The 14,228-nt window shown below is 45.2% G+C and carries 14 protein-coding genes and 1 pseudogene; 5 read left to right on the top strand and 10 right to left on the bottom strand.

Translation table 11 applies throughout. The annotated features are described in order from the left end of the window. Positions 1-140: 140 nt before the first annotated feature. A complete protein-coding gene (locus EDM56_RS27525) occupies positions 141-722 on the bottom strand; it encodes a TetR/AcrR family transcriptional regulator (RefSeq protein ID WP_122921149.1) in 582 nt (193 codons plus the stop codon). Between the two features lie 248 nt (positions 723-970). On the opposite strand from EDM56_RS27525, the gene EDM56_RS27520 reads away from it, so the two are divergent. Then, positions 971-2,320 carry an APC family permease gene (locus tag EDM56_RS27520; protein WP_122921148.1) on the top strand — a complete coding sequence of 450 codons (1,350 nt, stop codon included), beginning with the start codon at positions 971-973 and terminating at the stop codon, positions 2,318-2,320. Between the two features lie 116 nt (positions 2,321-2,436). Here the strand turns inward: EDM56_RS27520 and EDM56_RS27515 are convergent, their stop codons facing one another. Beyond that, a complete protein-coding gene (locus tag EDM56_RS27515) occupies positions 2,437-2,730 on the bottom strand; it encodes a hypothetical protein (protein ID WP_122921147.1) in 294 nt (97 codons plus the stop codon). Between the two features lie 250 nt (positions 2,731-2,980). On the opposite strand from EDM56_RS27515, the gene EDM56_RS27510 reads away from it, so the two are divergent. After that, positions 2,981-3,508: a GNAT family N-acetyltransferase gene (locus tag EDM56_RS27510; RefSeq protein ID WP_246009564.1), complete on the top strand. Its 528-nt coding sequence runs from the start codon at positions 2,981-2,983 to the stop codon at positions 3,506-3,508. Positions 3,509-3,566: 58 nt separating this feature from the next. Here EDM56_RS27510 and EDM56_RS27505 read toward each other — a convergent pair whose 3' ends face one another. Both EDM56_RS27505 and EDM56_RS27500 read right to left on the bottom strand, forming a co-directional pair. Continuing rightward, the gene (locus tag EDM56_RS27505; protein WP_246009563.1) at positions 3,567-4,316 is read right to left on the bottom strand and encodes a potassium channel family protein; all 750 of its coding nucleotides are present in this window, start codon (positions 4,314-4,316) and stop codon (positions 3,567-3,569) included. 489 nt (positions 4,317-4,805) lie between these two features. Next, the gene (locus EDM56_RS27500) at positions 4,806-5,261 is read right to left on the bottom strand and encodes a methyltransferase (RefSeq protein ID WP_122921144.1); all 456 of its coding nucleotides are present in this window, start codon (positions 5,259-5,261) and stop codon (positions 4,806-4,808) included. 340 nt (positions 5,262-5,601) lie between these two features. On the opposite strand from EDM56_RS27500, the gene EDM56_RS27495 reads away from it, so the two are divergent. Then, positions 5,602-7,026: a PQQ-dependent sugar dehydrogenase gene (locus EDM56_RS27495; protein WP_122921143.1), complete on the top strand. Its 1,425-nt coding sequence runs from the start codon at positions 5,602-5,604 to the stop codon at positions 7,024-7,026. 111 nt (positions 7,027-7,137) lie between these two features. Here the strand turns inward: EDM56_RS27495 and EDM56_RS27490 are convergent, their stop codons facing one another. The 6 genes and pseudogenes from EDM56_RS27490 to EDM56_RS27465 form a co-directional block, all read right to left on the bottom strand. Next, positions 7,138-7,668: a hypothetical protein gene (locus EDM56_RS27490; protein ID WP_246009562.1), complete on the bottom strand. Its 531-nt coding sequence runs from the start codon at positions 7,666-7,668 to the stop codon at positions 7,138-7,140. A gap of 389 nt (positions 7,669-8,057) precedes the next feature. Then, positions 8,058-9,533: a M81 family metallopeptidase gene (locus EDM56_RS27485; protein ID WP_122921142.1), complete on the bottom strand. Its 1,476-nt coding sequence runs from the start codon at positions 9,531-9,533 to the stop codon at positions 8,058-8,060. 381 nt (positions 9,534-9,914) lie between these two features. Then, entirely contained in the window at positions 9,915-10,148 is a 234-nt protein-coding gene (locus EDM56_RS32145; protein WP_281274996.1) for a response regulator transcription factor, read from the bottom strand. Positions 10,149-10,187: 39 nt separating this feature from the next. Further along, positions 10,188-10,490 (bottom strand): annotated as a pseudogene (locus EDM56_RS32140) (response regulator); the annotation flags it as partial. 652 nt (positions 10,491-11,142) lie between these two features. Then, on the bottom strand, positions 11,143-11,907 hold the full coding sequence (locus tag EDM56_RS27470) for a TPM domain-containing protein (protein ID WP_183192612.1): 765 nt from the start codon (positions 11,905-11,907) through the stop codon (positions 11,143-11,145). A gap of 23 nt (positions 11,908-11,930) precedes the next feature. Beyond that, complete coding sequence (locus EDM56_RS27465) at positions 11,931-12,494, bottom strand: LemA family protein (RefSeq protein WP_122921138.1); 564 nt, start codon at positions 12,492-12,494, stop codon at positions 11,931-11,933. 188 nt (positions 12,495-12,682) lie between these two features. Here EDM56_RS27465 and EDM56_RS27460 point away from each other — a divergent pair, with 188 nt between their 5' ends. Together EDM56_RS27460 and EDM56_RS27455 are read left to right on the top strand one after the other, a co-directional pair. Next, a complete protein-coding gene (locus tag EDM56_RS27460; protein ID WP_183192611.1) occupies positions 12,683-13,468 on the top strand; it encodes an NUDIX domain-containing protein in 786 nt (261 codons plus the stop codon). Positions 13,469-13,662: 194 nt separating this feature from the next. After that, positions 13,663-14,211: a GNAT family N-acetyltransferase gene (locus EDM56_RS27455; RefSeq protein ID WP_183192610.1), complete on the top strand. Its 549-nt coding sequence runs from the start codon at positions 13,663-13,665 to the stop codon at positions 14,209-14,211. Positions 14,212-14,228: the final 17 nt, after the last annotated feature.

Here is a 14,228-nt window from a genome sequence, read left to right as displayed (position 1 = left end):
GTTTGTTCATATTAATATGTTTCTTACGATAATGTCAATAATTTTTTGATAATTTGCAGAAATGAAGGGAGAACAAAAGAAACCGTCAAGGGCAGTTCCATGCACCCCTAACGGTTTTTTCCAGCAGACGAATCGTCGCCTTACTTTCTTTTTATGCCTTCTAAAAAGATATCGATCCCTTTTTCGAAATAAGCTACCAATTCATCCTTTTTTTCCGATCGAAGGGACAACTCCGCAAAAAGCCCTTCCAGCATGGAAATATAAATCCAGGTCAACGCTTTTGCATCGGTTATCCGGAGTTGGTTGTTGGCAATCGCTTCTGTAAAAACAGCGTAAATTAATTCATCGTCTTTCGAATAGCATTGATTCAATCTGTCTCGGTACTGTTCACCAACTTCTCCCCAATACGACTCTGGCATTAATTTAAAAACGGGGAGATCAATTTGGGAGTAAAACAGCTCTCCGTATTTTTTCAATTTTTCGAGGGGGTCAGATAATATTGACAATGCAGAATGAATCGTATTCAGCCATGGTTCATACTCTTCTTCTATCATTTGCACAAACATTTCTTCTTTGCTTTTAAAATGCCAGTAAATTCCGCCTTTGCTGATGCCAGAGATTTTGACAATATCGTTCAGAGAAGTGTTTACGTATCCATTCTTACTAAAGCATTCAAGGGCGGCTTTCAGTATCAATTGCCTCGTTATCTGATCTCTTTTCATGTTACCCTCTAATTTCTGTCATATATTTAGAAAACAAGTGCATTAAATCATATTATTTTGTTAGTGTCAATTGGGAATGGTAAGTGATGCCGTTCGACTGGAGACTTATCTGGCAAAGAACATGATGAGATTCTGAACGAAAGAAACAGTATTGACTTTATATTTCGAAAAGTATTACTATAAACAAACCGGCCGGTCTGTCTTTTGTTACGAAAAGAAATCGCTTTCAATTCATAGGGGGAATTTTTTTGGAAGCAACGAACGGAAAACTGAAACGATCCTTAAAATTGAGACACCTTGTCTTTTTCGGACTTGCTTACATGGCGCCTTTTACCGTGTTTGATACATTTGGCATCGTTTCCGAAGAAACAAGTGGACATGTCCCTGCTGCTTATATCCTCACCACTATTGCCATTTTGTTTACGGCATTTAGTTACAGCAAGATGGTTACGATATTTCCTTCTGCCGGTTCAGCGTATACGTACACGAAACAGACACTGAACTCGAAGCTTGGATTTCTCGTAGGATGGACAGCTTTTCTCGACTACTTGTTTCTCCCCATGATAAATGCGCTGCTTACGGTCATTTATTGTTCTTCCGTATTTCCTGACGTTCCACCCTGGATTTGGTGTGTCGGCATTCTCCTCCTGACTACCGTGATGAATATTGCGGGCATGAAGATATCCGTTTCCGCCAATTCTGTGATGGTTCTTTTTCAACTGTTGGTCGCAGCCATTTTTGTTGTGCTGACCATCAGGGCTATCATTCATACGGATACAGCGAATTTGTTTACGTTTAACCCTTTTTATTCAGAACAGATGTCATGGTCTACAGCATTCACAGGCGCGTCTATTTTGGCGTTATCTTTTCTTGGCTTTGACGCCGTAACAACGCTATCGGAAGAAACCATCGAGCCGAAGAAAAACGTTCCGCGCGGGATCATCCTCATTGCTTTGGTAGGGGGACTATACTTCATTACGGTGTCTTATTTCATGCAAGCGTTGTTTCCGAGCACGGAAACGTTACAAAACATTGAAGGCGCCTCTCCAGAAATCGCTTTACATATTGGCGGAATGCTTTTCCAGTCCGTTTTCCTCGCAGGAGCCATTGCCGCTTGTATTTCTAATGGATTAGCTACGCAAGCCAGCGCTGCCCGTCTTTTATACGCAATGGGACGTGATGGCGTGTTGCCAAAGAAGTTATTTGGAAATGTCCATCCGCGATATGGTACACCGATTTTCAACATCGTTTTTATCGGAATTTTAGCGATGTTAGCGCTGTTCCTCGATTTGGAGACGGCTGCTTCTTTCATTAATTTTGGAGCATTTACGGCTTTTACGTTTGTCAATCTTTGCGTGATCGTCTACTACTTCAAACAAAAAAATACACATACTGTCAAATCAATTCTGGTAAACGTAATCAGTCCGCTTCTTGGAATCAGTTTTAACGCATACTTGTGGTATAATTTGGAGGTTGGCGCCCTCATAATCGGGCTGATTTGGGTAGCGATTGGAATTGCCTACCTGATCTATGTAACGAAATGGGCCAAGGTTACACTTCCAGATCTTGAATTTGAAGAAACGTTTAGCGGTTCGTGAATTTAAATGACACATATCTTTTCTCCATTAGAAAACCTGGCTACGTCAAGCTTTTGGTTTAAGCCGCGGTTGCACTCTGTACAAAAAAGCCTTCCGCACCGGAAGGCTTTTCACCATTACGTTTGAAATCGTTTGAGAATGTCCATCACGTACTTGACGATTACGGCGATGCCTCCAATAAAGTAGAAGATCATCAAAACATACCCGGTGGGATCAATCGAGCTCATCGAAATGATCATATTCAGGGGCAAGATATAATAGAGGATATCTTTTAAATAGCCCAAAACAAATCCCGGGTTAAATGAGCCTCGCCAAAACTTCTGAAACAGGACAATCAAAAAATCAACAATCATGAGTCCAAAAATCGCCCAAATCGTATAGATCATCCAGTCTGCCAATGAGTAACCCATTGCTCATCACCACCTTTTTACATTTTATGCAGAGTGAACTTTGCTGGTGAGGATAAGCACGGTGGATTTTTACGCAACAACCTGTCAAATCAGGCCGCGTAACATTGAACCTGACAAAAAGGGGATATCGGCATGAACGCAGTATTTTTTAACATGTAAGAAAACACTCACAATAGCACGGACGCTTTACCTTGAGAAGTCCTCGATCAACGTTTTCTTATCAATGTATGAATTAGGAGAGGTGAACCGTTTGTCTACGAATGCGAATTCAAAAGTGACCATTCGCCCTGCTCGCTTGAATGATGCGGAGCCTGTGCTGACACTGGAGCGTGAGGTTGTTGGTGAGGGTGAGTTTTTTATTGCGGTTGCCGAGGAATACCAGAAGACGCACGATGAGCATCAGAAATGGATGCAGAATATCATGGAAAACGATCGAAACGCCATGTTTGTTGCTGACGTCGATGACACCGTGGTCGGCTTGATCGTCTTTACTTCGCATAAACGCAAACGATTGGCGCATACCGGTTCCATATCGATAATGATAAGGAAAGAACACCGAAATCGTGGGCTGGGCAGGTTGCTGCTGCAGGAGCTGCTCAATTGGGCGGAGCGACATCCGGATATCGAGAAGGTTAGCCTGGGTGTGTTCTCCACCAACCATCGTGCGATCGCCTTATACAAAAGCATGGGCTTCGTGGAAGAAGGGCGGAAAATTAACGAATTCAAATTAGATGACGGTGAATATAGCGATGATATACTCATGTACAAATTTGTATAATGGATTGAAAAAAGGACCCGAAACAGGTCCTTTTCTTTCGCTACAGCACGTTTGCCAGCTATGAAGTTCTTACAGCTTTCTCTGGTTCTTTTTCCTTCTCCTTTTCCTCGCGCAATTTCGCGAGCAACACCATGATGGTATCGAGATCTGCTGCCGAAAGCTCCTCATAGCGATGAAGTTCTTTTTGAATGAACTCGACCGCAGACGGATGATGCTTTTTCTCCTTCTGGAAAAAATAAGTGGCGATGGAGCTTGTCAGCATGCCGATCAATCCAATGCCGACAAGCATCAGCACAACAGCGACAGCTCGACCGGTAAACGTCACGGGCGACATGTCGCCATAGCCGACCGTCGTCGTTGTCACGATACTCCACCACAAAGCGTCCTCGTACGTCGTGATTTTGGGCTCCACCAAATAGATCGGGATAGCAGAAAGAAAAATAAGGGCAAACGTAAACGTAACGACTTTGTTCAACCCATTCGTGTGCAAAATGTTGAACAACGGCTTAATAAAATGAGATGACATACTGATGATCCGTAAGATTCGGATCACCCTTGCCAGTCTGGCGAAGCGGAACACCGCATCCAACGGAATGATGGCAATGATATCGAGCGGGTTGTTTTTGATATAGGCCCACTTGTCATCCGCTCGAAAAAAACGATAACCGACATCGAGAGTAAAAATCGCCCAAATCACCCAATCGACGATGTGAAGCGTGCTCTCTTCCATCCAAATCGACGCGACCGAAACGACAGCCAACACAAACATGCCCAATTCATAAAGCAGCGTATACTTTGATTTTTTCATCATTCACTCACCCGTGTGCTACCCATTCGTTGTGGTTTCCTCCTGGCATGTTGCCGCTGTGATCGTAGCAGCAAACTGCCACATTTTGACACGCTATGTCCCAATTTTATAGATAGTCTGAACCCAGTGCAATTCATTTTCATCCGATCCGAGTTGCTATCGTTCTCTTGCCTATCCAAGCAAACAAAACCCCCTTTCTGCTGATAATTGGTTACCAAAACATAGATGCAGCGGCGGACCCGTCTTTTTCAACGGGTCCTATCTCTGTATTGCAATTCCAACGACTCTGCACTTGTAACAAGATTGAGATCATTTGTTCGTGTTTAAGTGAGTGGTCTTGAAAACCTGAAAGTATTAGCCCCGAGATTTTTTTCACTTTCAGGTATTTTATCAATACAAATCCGAACATTGATAGAGGATCATAGATAAATGTTCGTACTTATCGATTTCCCCCGTCCTCTTACTTCCTTGATGCCTTCAATGATCCCACTATTCCTTTTGCAAGGCAAATGTCGCCTTTATTCCTTCTAGTTCGCTTGCCATATTCGCGTATTCCGCCTTTTTCTGCTCGTCATCTGGTAAGTACTGTACATCCGTCGGCGTTGCGAACGTGAAGACTTTCGTCTGGTCTTCACCGATTTTGGCGAGATGGATGATTGCAGCCAGCTCTTCGCCTTCCGTTGCCCATTTTTCTTTCGTCCAAATGCTGATGGAAAACAATTCGCCGCCCGCCTGTATGTTTGCTTTGCTTACGAAACTGACCTTGCTTTCGGATTCAACGATGTCATATTTCCCCTCCCAGCTTAACGGGAGCGACAATGTAAAATGGTGCGTCGGATTGTCATAAGCGATCGATTTCGTCTCATCTTTTTGGATTGCACATGCAGCGAGCACAGCTAGTGAAAACATGAGCAGCACACAAGCATACACAAATGGTTTTTTCATTTTTCCATCCTTTCTGGGTTAGAGCGATTTTGGCCATCTTTTGGCTACACCCACCTACTTGCATACTCCTGCTTGGTAAGACGTTGACATTCGGCGAGTCGTTACCATCCATTTCCAAAATGTAAGTCTGCCCCACGTGAAAGATGGTCTGCGCTTGCAATCGTTGGTAAGCGATCCATATCGATGAAAACAAGGAAAGAGGCACTAGCTTTACAGCTAATGCCTCGGAGTATATGGAAGGAATTAAAGGCCCAAGCAGTCACTCTAATTTGGTACTAATAGAACCGTTCTAACCATATTTTTTATAAAAGAAAACAATGATGAAAGAGGGTTCTGTTATTTGAAAAAAGTTAAGGTTCGTTTACGGCCCATTGTAAGTAAGATAAACTTACCCACTATTTTAAAGACAACGATACTTCCGGGTGACTCAGTTGAAAGATTATTTATTGCAACCCAAGTAGGAGAGATCTTTTTCGTAGGGGACGGGGTGATAAGGACGTTTTTAGATATTCGTCCACGAATCTTAAAACTAGGTGCCTCTACTGGTGGATATGATGAACGTGGTTTAGTAGGGCTAGCCTTTCATCCCGAATTTTATTATAACGGTCTTTTTTATCTTCATTATTCTGTAGCGGGATCACAGGGTCCAGGTGCTCTTACAGGTGCTTTTGAAGCCTTTAAGCCTAACCCGTGTGATTCAAGAACCTTACAACTAAAGTGGACAAATAGAGAAGTTCATTTTGACCATATCGATACGGTTGAAGAATGGATACTTCAATCGAATGGTCAACCTCAAAAACGGCGGACATTACTTACGATAAGACGACCTTTTCTAAATCATAATGGTGTCAATAGCTTAAACTTTTCACCTGAAACCGGAAAACTTGTTTTGACAACCGGAGATGGCGGATCAGGCTTTGATCCATTTAATTTGAGCCAAGATGATATTGAAATCGCAGGAAAAATCATTGAAATTGATGTCACTAAGAATACACGTATTTCTAATCCGCCCGTCGTTACACGTTTTCATGAGCTACCTGTACCGATTCAGGAGACGCTTACGGTAATAGCCAAAGGAGTTCGCAACATACCAGGCATTTCATTTCAACGATTCAATAATCAGTATATCAAATACGTAGGAATTGTCGGGCAGGATCTCGTAGAATCGATTTTTTCTTTCATTCAGTATAAACCAATACCGGTTACGCAGCTTGTTCAAGCATTTTTAATAAACTCCGCACCTGATCAAGAAGGATTTATTAACTTTGGCTGGCGCGGGTGGGAAGGCGCTTTTCCCACAACGGTCATAACTGCCTGTTCTGCAAATCCGGCTTTGATTCAGCAAACGATTGCCTATTACGATGATGCAGTAAAAACTTCAGTACTGCGTCTTCAGCCTCTCACTAGCTATTTTCATAAAGATCCTCGAACCGATAAGTTTGAAGCAACTGCACTTACGGGAGTCCAGCCCTATATGGGAAGTGCAATTCCCGATTTAACGGGGAACGTTGTGTTTACAGATCTAGCTCGGGCTAGAGAATCTCAACAGCCGGCTAGAGGAGTTTTAGCTTATACCAGCGTAAGAACGGATTGTAAACGTAGTGATTTTAGCGTTATTGAAACCGATTATACTTTTGGTTCGCAATCAGCTTATTATGTTAGTTTGGGAACGAATCTGAATCAATCCAGACTTTATTTAGGGGTTTATGGCTCTACGAAAGTGGCTGATTCTAACAATGGTACTGTTTTTGAAATTGTTCCATGATTCATTTCGATAAAATTCGATGTAATACTTCGGATTCGTGCGGCGGTGGATTATGTACCATATTCGAACCAATTTCGGCTAAGATGGCTTCTGCTTTCCGCCGCTCTTCTCTTAAAACTCCATCCGATCCAGCAATGCGGAGATTTTGTCCGCAAGCCCGCGATTTTCACGGCTGATCCGTTCAAATGTAGGGACCGCCGCCTTCAGCAGCTGATGACTGTGATAATAATAGCTGGAGAACGCCACCTCTTCGTACCCGCGAGGCTCCCCCTCTTCCCACTGTTCCTCATCTTCTTCCTCAGATACTGGCCACAGGTACCGTTCGGCTAACAGTGCAGCCATCTCCTCTACGTGCGCAGCCTGTTCGCACCCATGGTCTGCCAGTGCGTCTGCCACCGCCCCGTACAAGACGATTTCCTCCGGCTGCACGATTTGGGCATCCTTTTGCTTGAGCTTTTTCAGCAAAAACAGCAATGCCCAAGGTGTTACCTGCCAAAGCGTACCCTGATGCTCTATCAGGTTGGCGATCTCCCTATACTCTTCTTCATTGATCAGACGTGGCAATTCTTTTCCTCTGCCATATGCGGTTGTCAGACGCTGCCATGGGATGCTCTCCACGTTCATCTCCTCACTTGCATGCACAACCTTCACTCCTCCCTTGCTTATCCTCATTCTTTTCCTTTATTTTACTTATCGGAGGTGCATGAAGAAAAAAACAGTCTTGCAATATATTGCCGCGATATGGCAACTGTTCCTTGCTGAAAAGACGAGCTATCTTTGTTATGAAGCTATGATGGATAAATGCCCGAGAATGCAGGAATAAAAAAAGCAACGATGATAAAACTTCTGATTGTAGATAAAGTACTAGTGAAGTAAGTCAGATTTGAAGGTCGTACAAAGGAAGGTCTGTTAATTTGTTTCACACTATCGGGGGAAAGAAGGCGCTGATCGCCTATCAATTCCCCCGCACAGAAGGTTTCCAGTTACTTCAATTGATCTCTCACGGTTGAATTCAGAAACCCGGTGAATCGTCAATTTGGAAATTTTGTTTCCTGATCAAGCGGATAAATAGGTCGTTGAAGTCGTTTGTAATCGAAGTGGGTAAATTGCAGGCAGGTCAGTCCAGGTGAGTCTACCGTAATGATCCGGGCTGCGATCGGTTCAAAGGAAGCTCGAAAGTGTTGGCTGGATTTTAGCGCGACAATCTTATACTCCAAAACGTTAATTCCATGCAACAGGAAAATCTGTTCATCGAACACCTGCGATCGCACAGAACAAACGAGTATATCGATCCCGCCAACCTGCAGTCTTGCTGACTTCCCATAATTGACTTGGCTTCCTTTTCCCATTGGCGTAGAAGCGATAAATTTTCCGTCCGACAAGCTTTTTACATAGGCTGTGACAGATAGTGATGCCCCGTGCAACGTATCCGTTTTACCGCCCAGCTTTATCTCGAGTGTTGAACCGACGCCAGCTTCATGAGCGATTTGCGCAACATCTGGATCGTAGATAAAACCAAAGCAGGCATTCTCCAGCTTTGCTTCGATCATCGCTCCAAGTAAGTGCGTCCCATCTCCAGGTGTACCACCACCAGGATTGTCAGAGGTTTCATTAATGATAATTGGCAAACCCTCTGACCCAAGTGCCTCCTGTATGCCTTCTGCAGAAGTAAGGACATGCGGTGCAAACTCATCCCGCTTTTCCCACACTATTCTCGCAACTTCCTCTGTCACTCGCTTTGCCAGTTCCTTGTCGCCATCTACGACACTGATAATGGAGACGCCCACATCCGGTGTATCGGTATAGGAGAAACCGTGAAAGAACGCGCAGTCGATGACTCCTGGCTCCTTTTCCCACCTGTAGCACGCTTCATTAATGTCTTTTGCAGGTGAGAGATTGGTCGTCGAGGGTGGGATAATCAACGGCAGCTTTGTAAGATGCATCACCGGTTTGCACTCGCCTTTTACCATACGATGGGCAACGTCAAGTGCTTCGGCAGCTCGTTCATACATGTCCACATGCGGATATAAATGAACGCCAAACAAGGCATCTGCTTCCGCTATCATTTTCTGTGTCAGATTTCCGTGCAGGTCAAGGGCTGCGGTAAGTGGAATGGAGTAGCCGATAACCGTGCGAACGGCTTGTAAAATCTCTCCTTCCAGATCATCAATCCCCTCTACTACTCCTGCTCCATGCAGACCTAGACAAACGGCATCGATCTCTCCTGCTTGTTTGATACCATCAAGTAACTCATTTAGTACGATTTCATACGTTTCCTTTGTGATGATTCCTGATGGTTTGGCAAATGCAGAGAAAGTGGGTACCAATTCAATCCCCAACTCTTCAGCCTTATCAATCATCCCTCCTGCAAAGTTACGCACATTTCTACTCTTTTCCAAAATTGCTTGTCCATGCTCCCACTCGTGTTGCTTAAAGGACTCCACTGTTGTAGGTACACTGGAAAATGTGTTCGTCTCATGAACTAGTAAACCGATTGCTACTCTCATTTGTCTATTACCTCCTTCAAAGTCAGAATTAAAACGCTTACATGCAAAAGAACTAGAAGTTTTTACTTCAGATTCTATTAAAAAATGAAGTGCATACTCCTGAAAATGATTGTACTGTTTACTTCCATCTTCTACAATACTATTTTTCAAAATGTTTCCATTTTTTCGAAATTACCCAAAGAATGGAGGTCTATCCATGAAAAAAACAGGTCCCTTTTTTAGGGCCCCGCCAACATGATCAAATGTATTCGATTGACTTTTAAAAAAAGCAGTGACGGACTAGGGACATAAAACTCCTAGACTGCCACTGCTTTTACTGTGCTATCTTTCATCAAGGAAAATTAATTAAACGAGACCATTGAGGATGGCAAAAATCACCGCTTACGTACGATCCCGAACCTCCATTTTAGCAAATATACTGGAGAGGTGGTTCTTTATCGTAGACTCGCTTACATACATTCTTCCTGCCATTTCTTTATTGCTGCAGCCTTCCATTAACGGGTGCAACACCTCGCGTTCCCGTTCGGTTAAATCGACGTCAGCTTTGCCTTTTCTGTGTTGTACCGGTTCCGATCCAATTTTCCTGCCCCAGCTCTTCACATATGAAGTGGGCATGATCGACCCACCGGCACGAATCAAGCGAACAGAGCTTATCAATTCTTCTGATGTCAAATCTTTGAGTAAATAGCCGACAGCTCCAGCAGACATGCAGCTTTCGATCAATTCATCCTCTTCAAAGGTTGTCAAAACGACAATTTTGATGTCAGGAAACTCTGAAAGGATCCTCCGGGTAGCTTCGATTCCGTCCATCACTGGCATTCGGATGTCCATTAAAATCAGATTCGGTTGAGTCTCTGCGGCGAGTTCAATCGCCTCATGTCCATTGACAGCTTGACCTGCGATCTCGAAATTGTGTTGATTTTCCAACACGATGACCAAGCTGCTGCGAATCAGCGTTTGATCATCTGCACCACAATACGATACTTTTCACTCACCCTGTACTTACCTCCCTTACCCCTTTTGGCCATGATAGCGCGATTTGAAACGTATTGTTATTCACTGTGTAATCAACTTTACCGCCTGTATTCTGCATACGGGTGCTCACCTGAGATAGACCAACACCATGGGTTAGAGGCAGGTGGGGCACCAGACCAAATATCATTGTCTACGCTGGGACGATTACGACGCTACTTATTAACACTTATATCATCATTTCTTATTTATTCTGTACAACGTTGAGCTTCAATGCGATGTGGATGCTCATACTCTTCGGAATTGTAGGCGTTCTGCAGATAGGATTTCATAAGGATGTTTTCACGCGGAGATCCTTGCTGCTGATTAGTATGGAAGCGATCGTAATTGTAGTGTTGTACGCATTCGTCGTCATCCAAGTTCCCCAAGTAGTGCTGTTATTTTTACCGCTTATTTTTTGGTGCGGACGAATCCTACCGCTAATCTGTCCGCTACTATTTCAGAAAAAACAAGGGTACAACGCCTACTAAAGTATGTAAATGCTTGGAAGCGAAGCAAAAAGCATGAAAAAAAGCCAAACCCGACACTATGGAGGGCTTAGCATTTATTTCGCATGCTGAATGGGTTGCTATACTTATCACCTGCTGGCTCCTCCACCGCCAGATGACCCGCCACCACCACGACCGCCACCGAATCCTCCTCCACCCGAGGAACCGCCGCGCCGTACCATGGAGAGCAAAGCGTATGTCAGGGCTCCTCCGGTAAACTTGAAATCGAGGAAAATCAGCAGGATGATCCCTATCACGATGAGAATTTTGGCAAATCCGGGTACATTGGCTAGAAAATTGGTTGGTTCTTGGCCGTTCCGGGTATCAGGCGGCTGTGGAAGCTCGCCGTTTCCGGTTTTTTCCGATGTGTCGACACCGTATTCTGCAGCAACCTGTTGAATTAGCGCGCCTTGGGTCTGTATGAAAGCTCGATTGAGGTCACCGGCCTGCATGTTCGGCACAAAATATTGATCCAAAATCGCACCGGCCAATCCGTCTGGAATTCGGCCTTCGAGACCATAGCCCACTTCGATGCGGACATGATTTTCTTTCGCCGTGTACAATAGCATCACACCGTCATTGCGTTCCTTGCTTCCCAATCCGAGCTCGCGGAATTTGGTGACCGCGAATTCTTCCAACGATGTATTACCGATAGTGGGCACGATGACTACGCCGATCTGGGCTGTGCCGGTTTGCTGGTGAATCCATATCGCATTGCGGTACAAGAGCTGTGCGGTTTGGGGTTGCAAAAGTCCGGCCCCGTCTTCCACATAGACGCCATAGGGCGAAGACGACTGTGCTATAGCGTTGCTGGCTAGGACGAATGTCGCCAGCCACAAAATTACGGCAGCCAAGCATAAACGGAGCCTGCTCATCATTAGAATTTCACTTCAGGGGCCGTTTCCGCTCCTGGCGCCGCCTTGAAGAAATCTTTTTTCTCAAATCCGAGCATCGATGCATAAATCGATGTGGGAAAACGGCGTATTTTCACGTTATAGACCGAAACCGCATCATTGTAATCTTTGCGCGCCACTGATATCCGGTTTTCCGTTCCAGCCAACTCGTCCATCAGACGGGCAAACTGCGCGTCCGCCTTCAAATTGGGGTAGTTTTCGACAATTACCAAGAGTCGGGACAACGCACCGGAAAGTTGGGCGTCCGCCTGCGCTTTTTCCGAAGGGGTCCTGGCGCCGACGAGATTGCTGCGCGCATTGGCGATCGCGGTGATCACTTCTTTTTCATGGGCAGCGTACCCTTTCACCGTATTGACCAGATTCGGAATGAGGTCCGCACGACGCTGCAAATTGACATCAATCTGCGAAAATTTATTATCCACGTTTGTGTCCAGCGTGATCAAACCATTGTACGAGCTGATTGCCGAGAAAATCGCGATGAGCACCAACGCCGCGATGACGATCCAGACGATCGTTGAACGTTTCATGATCTGGCTGCCCTCCTTTTTACCTTACTAGTGTAACCTTCTCCTTCCGAAATAGCCGTTTGCCCTTCGTTTCGCTGATCTGATTGTATGCAACAGCCTCCAAAAGAAGGACAATCTCAAAAAAGGGAATTTTCAATCAAGTCACGAAAATAATTGGTCAGAGCATGCACCACAGAGGAGGAAATCCGTTGATCTTTAGAAGAAAAACGTACAAAATCAAGCCGGAGCTAGCTGGCCGATTCCATGATTTTTTTCATACGTATTTGTACCCCAATCAGGTCATGCATGGTGCCAAACTGGTAGGACGCTGGGTCAATGAGGCACAGGACGAGGTTGTGGCCATCTGGGAATACAGGGATAAGGCGCATTATGAAGCGATTGAACATGCAATCCGCAACTCCGCTCTGCACCAAGAGGCACAGCAAAAACGCCATGAGCTTCCTGACTTGTATGTGGAAGCCAAACAAGATTTTTTGCTTTCAACGGCGGCAAGCGGTTCCTATCAAGCTCCACAGCATACCATAGCCGTGAGCGGCTACATTACGAATGAACAGGGTGAGGTGCTGCTCGTCCGCAGTGCGCACCGGCCCGACACATTCGAGTTGCCAGGCGGACAGCTGGAGGAAAGCGAAACATTGGAGGATGCGATCCTGCGCGAAATCATGGAGGAAACCGGCATTCGAATTCGGCTGTATGGGATTACGGGGATTTATCAGAACATGACCACTGGCACCATCAGCGTCGTTTTTCGCGGTGATTATTTGTCTGGCGATCTGCGGGTCCAAACCGGTGAAATCACGGAGGCGATGTTTACCAAGCTCACCAAGAAAACGACCGGCGAGCTCGTGACGCGACCGCATCTTCAAACAAGAATACTCGATGCAATGGAGCCCAGCTACATTCCGTATGAAGCGTTTGCTGTAACGCCATACCAGCTCCTGCAGCGTGTGGAAATCAAGCACGAGTTTCAATGAATTTGCCCCGATTCGGGGCTTTTTTCATTTCGAAACGACGTAACACAGAAGCAGTGTCTCTCCTTAGGAATCGAAACGTCTGCCCTCGCGAACGTGTTCGGGCGTGCGCCCCTATTTTAGCCGAATACATCCCGAAGTGGCCTCGTATAAACATAGTGAATGACTATGATTCGACGACCCGTTGGAGGGATCTTATGCGCTTTCCACGTTTGAAAACAACGCGGCTTTTGCTGCGCGAGGTTATGCAAAGCGACGCCGATGACTTGTATGCTATTCTTTCCGACCCTGAGGTTACGAAATACTATGGCATGGAGCCTTTACCAAGCAAGGAGGGCGCTCAACGCGAGATCGACTGGTATCAGAAGCAATATCGGACCCGATCAGGAATTCGATGGGCGATCGCCTTGCATCGAAACCGTCAACTCATTGGTACGTGCGGGTTTCAAAATTGGAGTGCCGAGCATAATCGAGTGGAGATCGGCTATGAGCTTTCCCGACAATTTTGGGGCACAGGCATCATGACCGAGGCGCTTACAAAAATGATTCAATACGGCTTCACCGTCTGTAAATTCAATCGGATTCAAGCGGTTGTCGACCCGCGCAACAACGGCTCATTGGCCGTGCTGCGCAAATTGGGCTTCGTGAAGGAAGGGTTATTGGCGGAATATGAATACACTGCCGGCGGGTATGATGATTTGTTAATGTTCGCCTTGTTGCGAAAAAATTACAGACGCAATGGCTAATACGGAAAAAATACTTG

Source organism: Brevibacillus fluminis (assembly GCF_003710825.1).
In the GTDB taxonomy this organism is placed as follows: Bacteria; Bacillota; Bacilli; order Brevibacillales; family Brevibacillaceae; genus Brevibacillus_D; species Brevibacillus_D fluminis.
Note: the sequence above shows the minus strand (reverse complement) of the source record. Positions and strands in the feature narration are given on the sequence as shown.

Bases quoted from the DNA above. Each gene is read 5' to 3' on its own strand.
- EDM56_RS27525 (WP_122921149.1), bottom strand. From the start codon at position 722: ATGAAAAGAGATCAGATAACGAGGCAATTGATACTGAAAGCCGCCCTT.
- EDM56_RS27515 (WP_122921147.1), bottom strand. From the start codon at position 2,730: ATGGGTTACTCATTGGCAGACTGGATGATCTATACGATTTGGGCGATT.
- EDM56_RS27505 (WP_246009563.1), bottom strand. From the start codon at position 4,316: ATGAAAAAATCAAAGTATACGCTGCTTTATGAATTGGGCATGTTTGTG.
- EDM56_RS27500 (WP_122921144.1), bottom strand. From the start codon at position 5,261: ATGAAAAAACCATTTGTGTATGCTTGTGTGCTGCTCATGTTTTCACTA.
- EDM56_RS27485 (WP_122921142.1), bottom strand. From the start codon at position 9,533: ATGAGAGTAGCAATCGGTTTACTAGTTCATGAGACGAACACATTTTCC.
- EDM56_RS32145 (WP_281274996.1), bottom strand. From the start codon at position 10,148: ATGCCCACTTCATATGTGAAGAGCTGGGGCAGGAAAATTGGATCGGAA.
- EDM56_RS27465 (WP_122921138.1), bottom strand. From the start codon at position 12,494: ATGAAACGTTCAACGATCGTCTGGATCGTCATCGCGGCGTTGGTGCTC.
- EDM56_RS27455 (WP_183192610.1), top strand. From the start codon at position 13,663: ATGCGCTTTCCACGTTTGAAAACAACGCGGCTTTTGCTGCGCGAGGTT.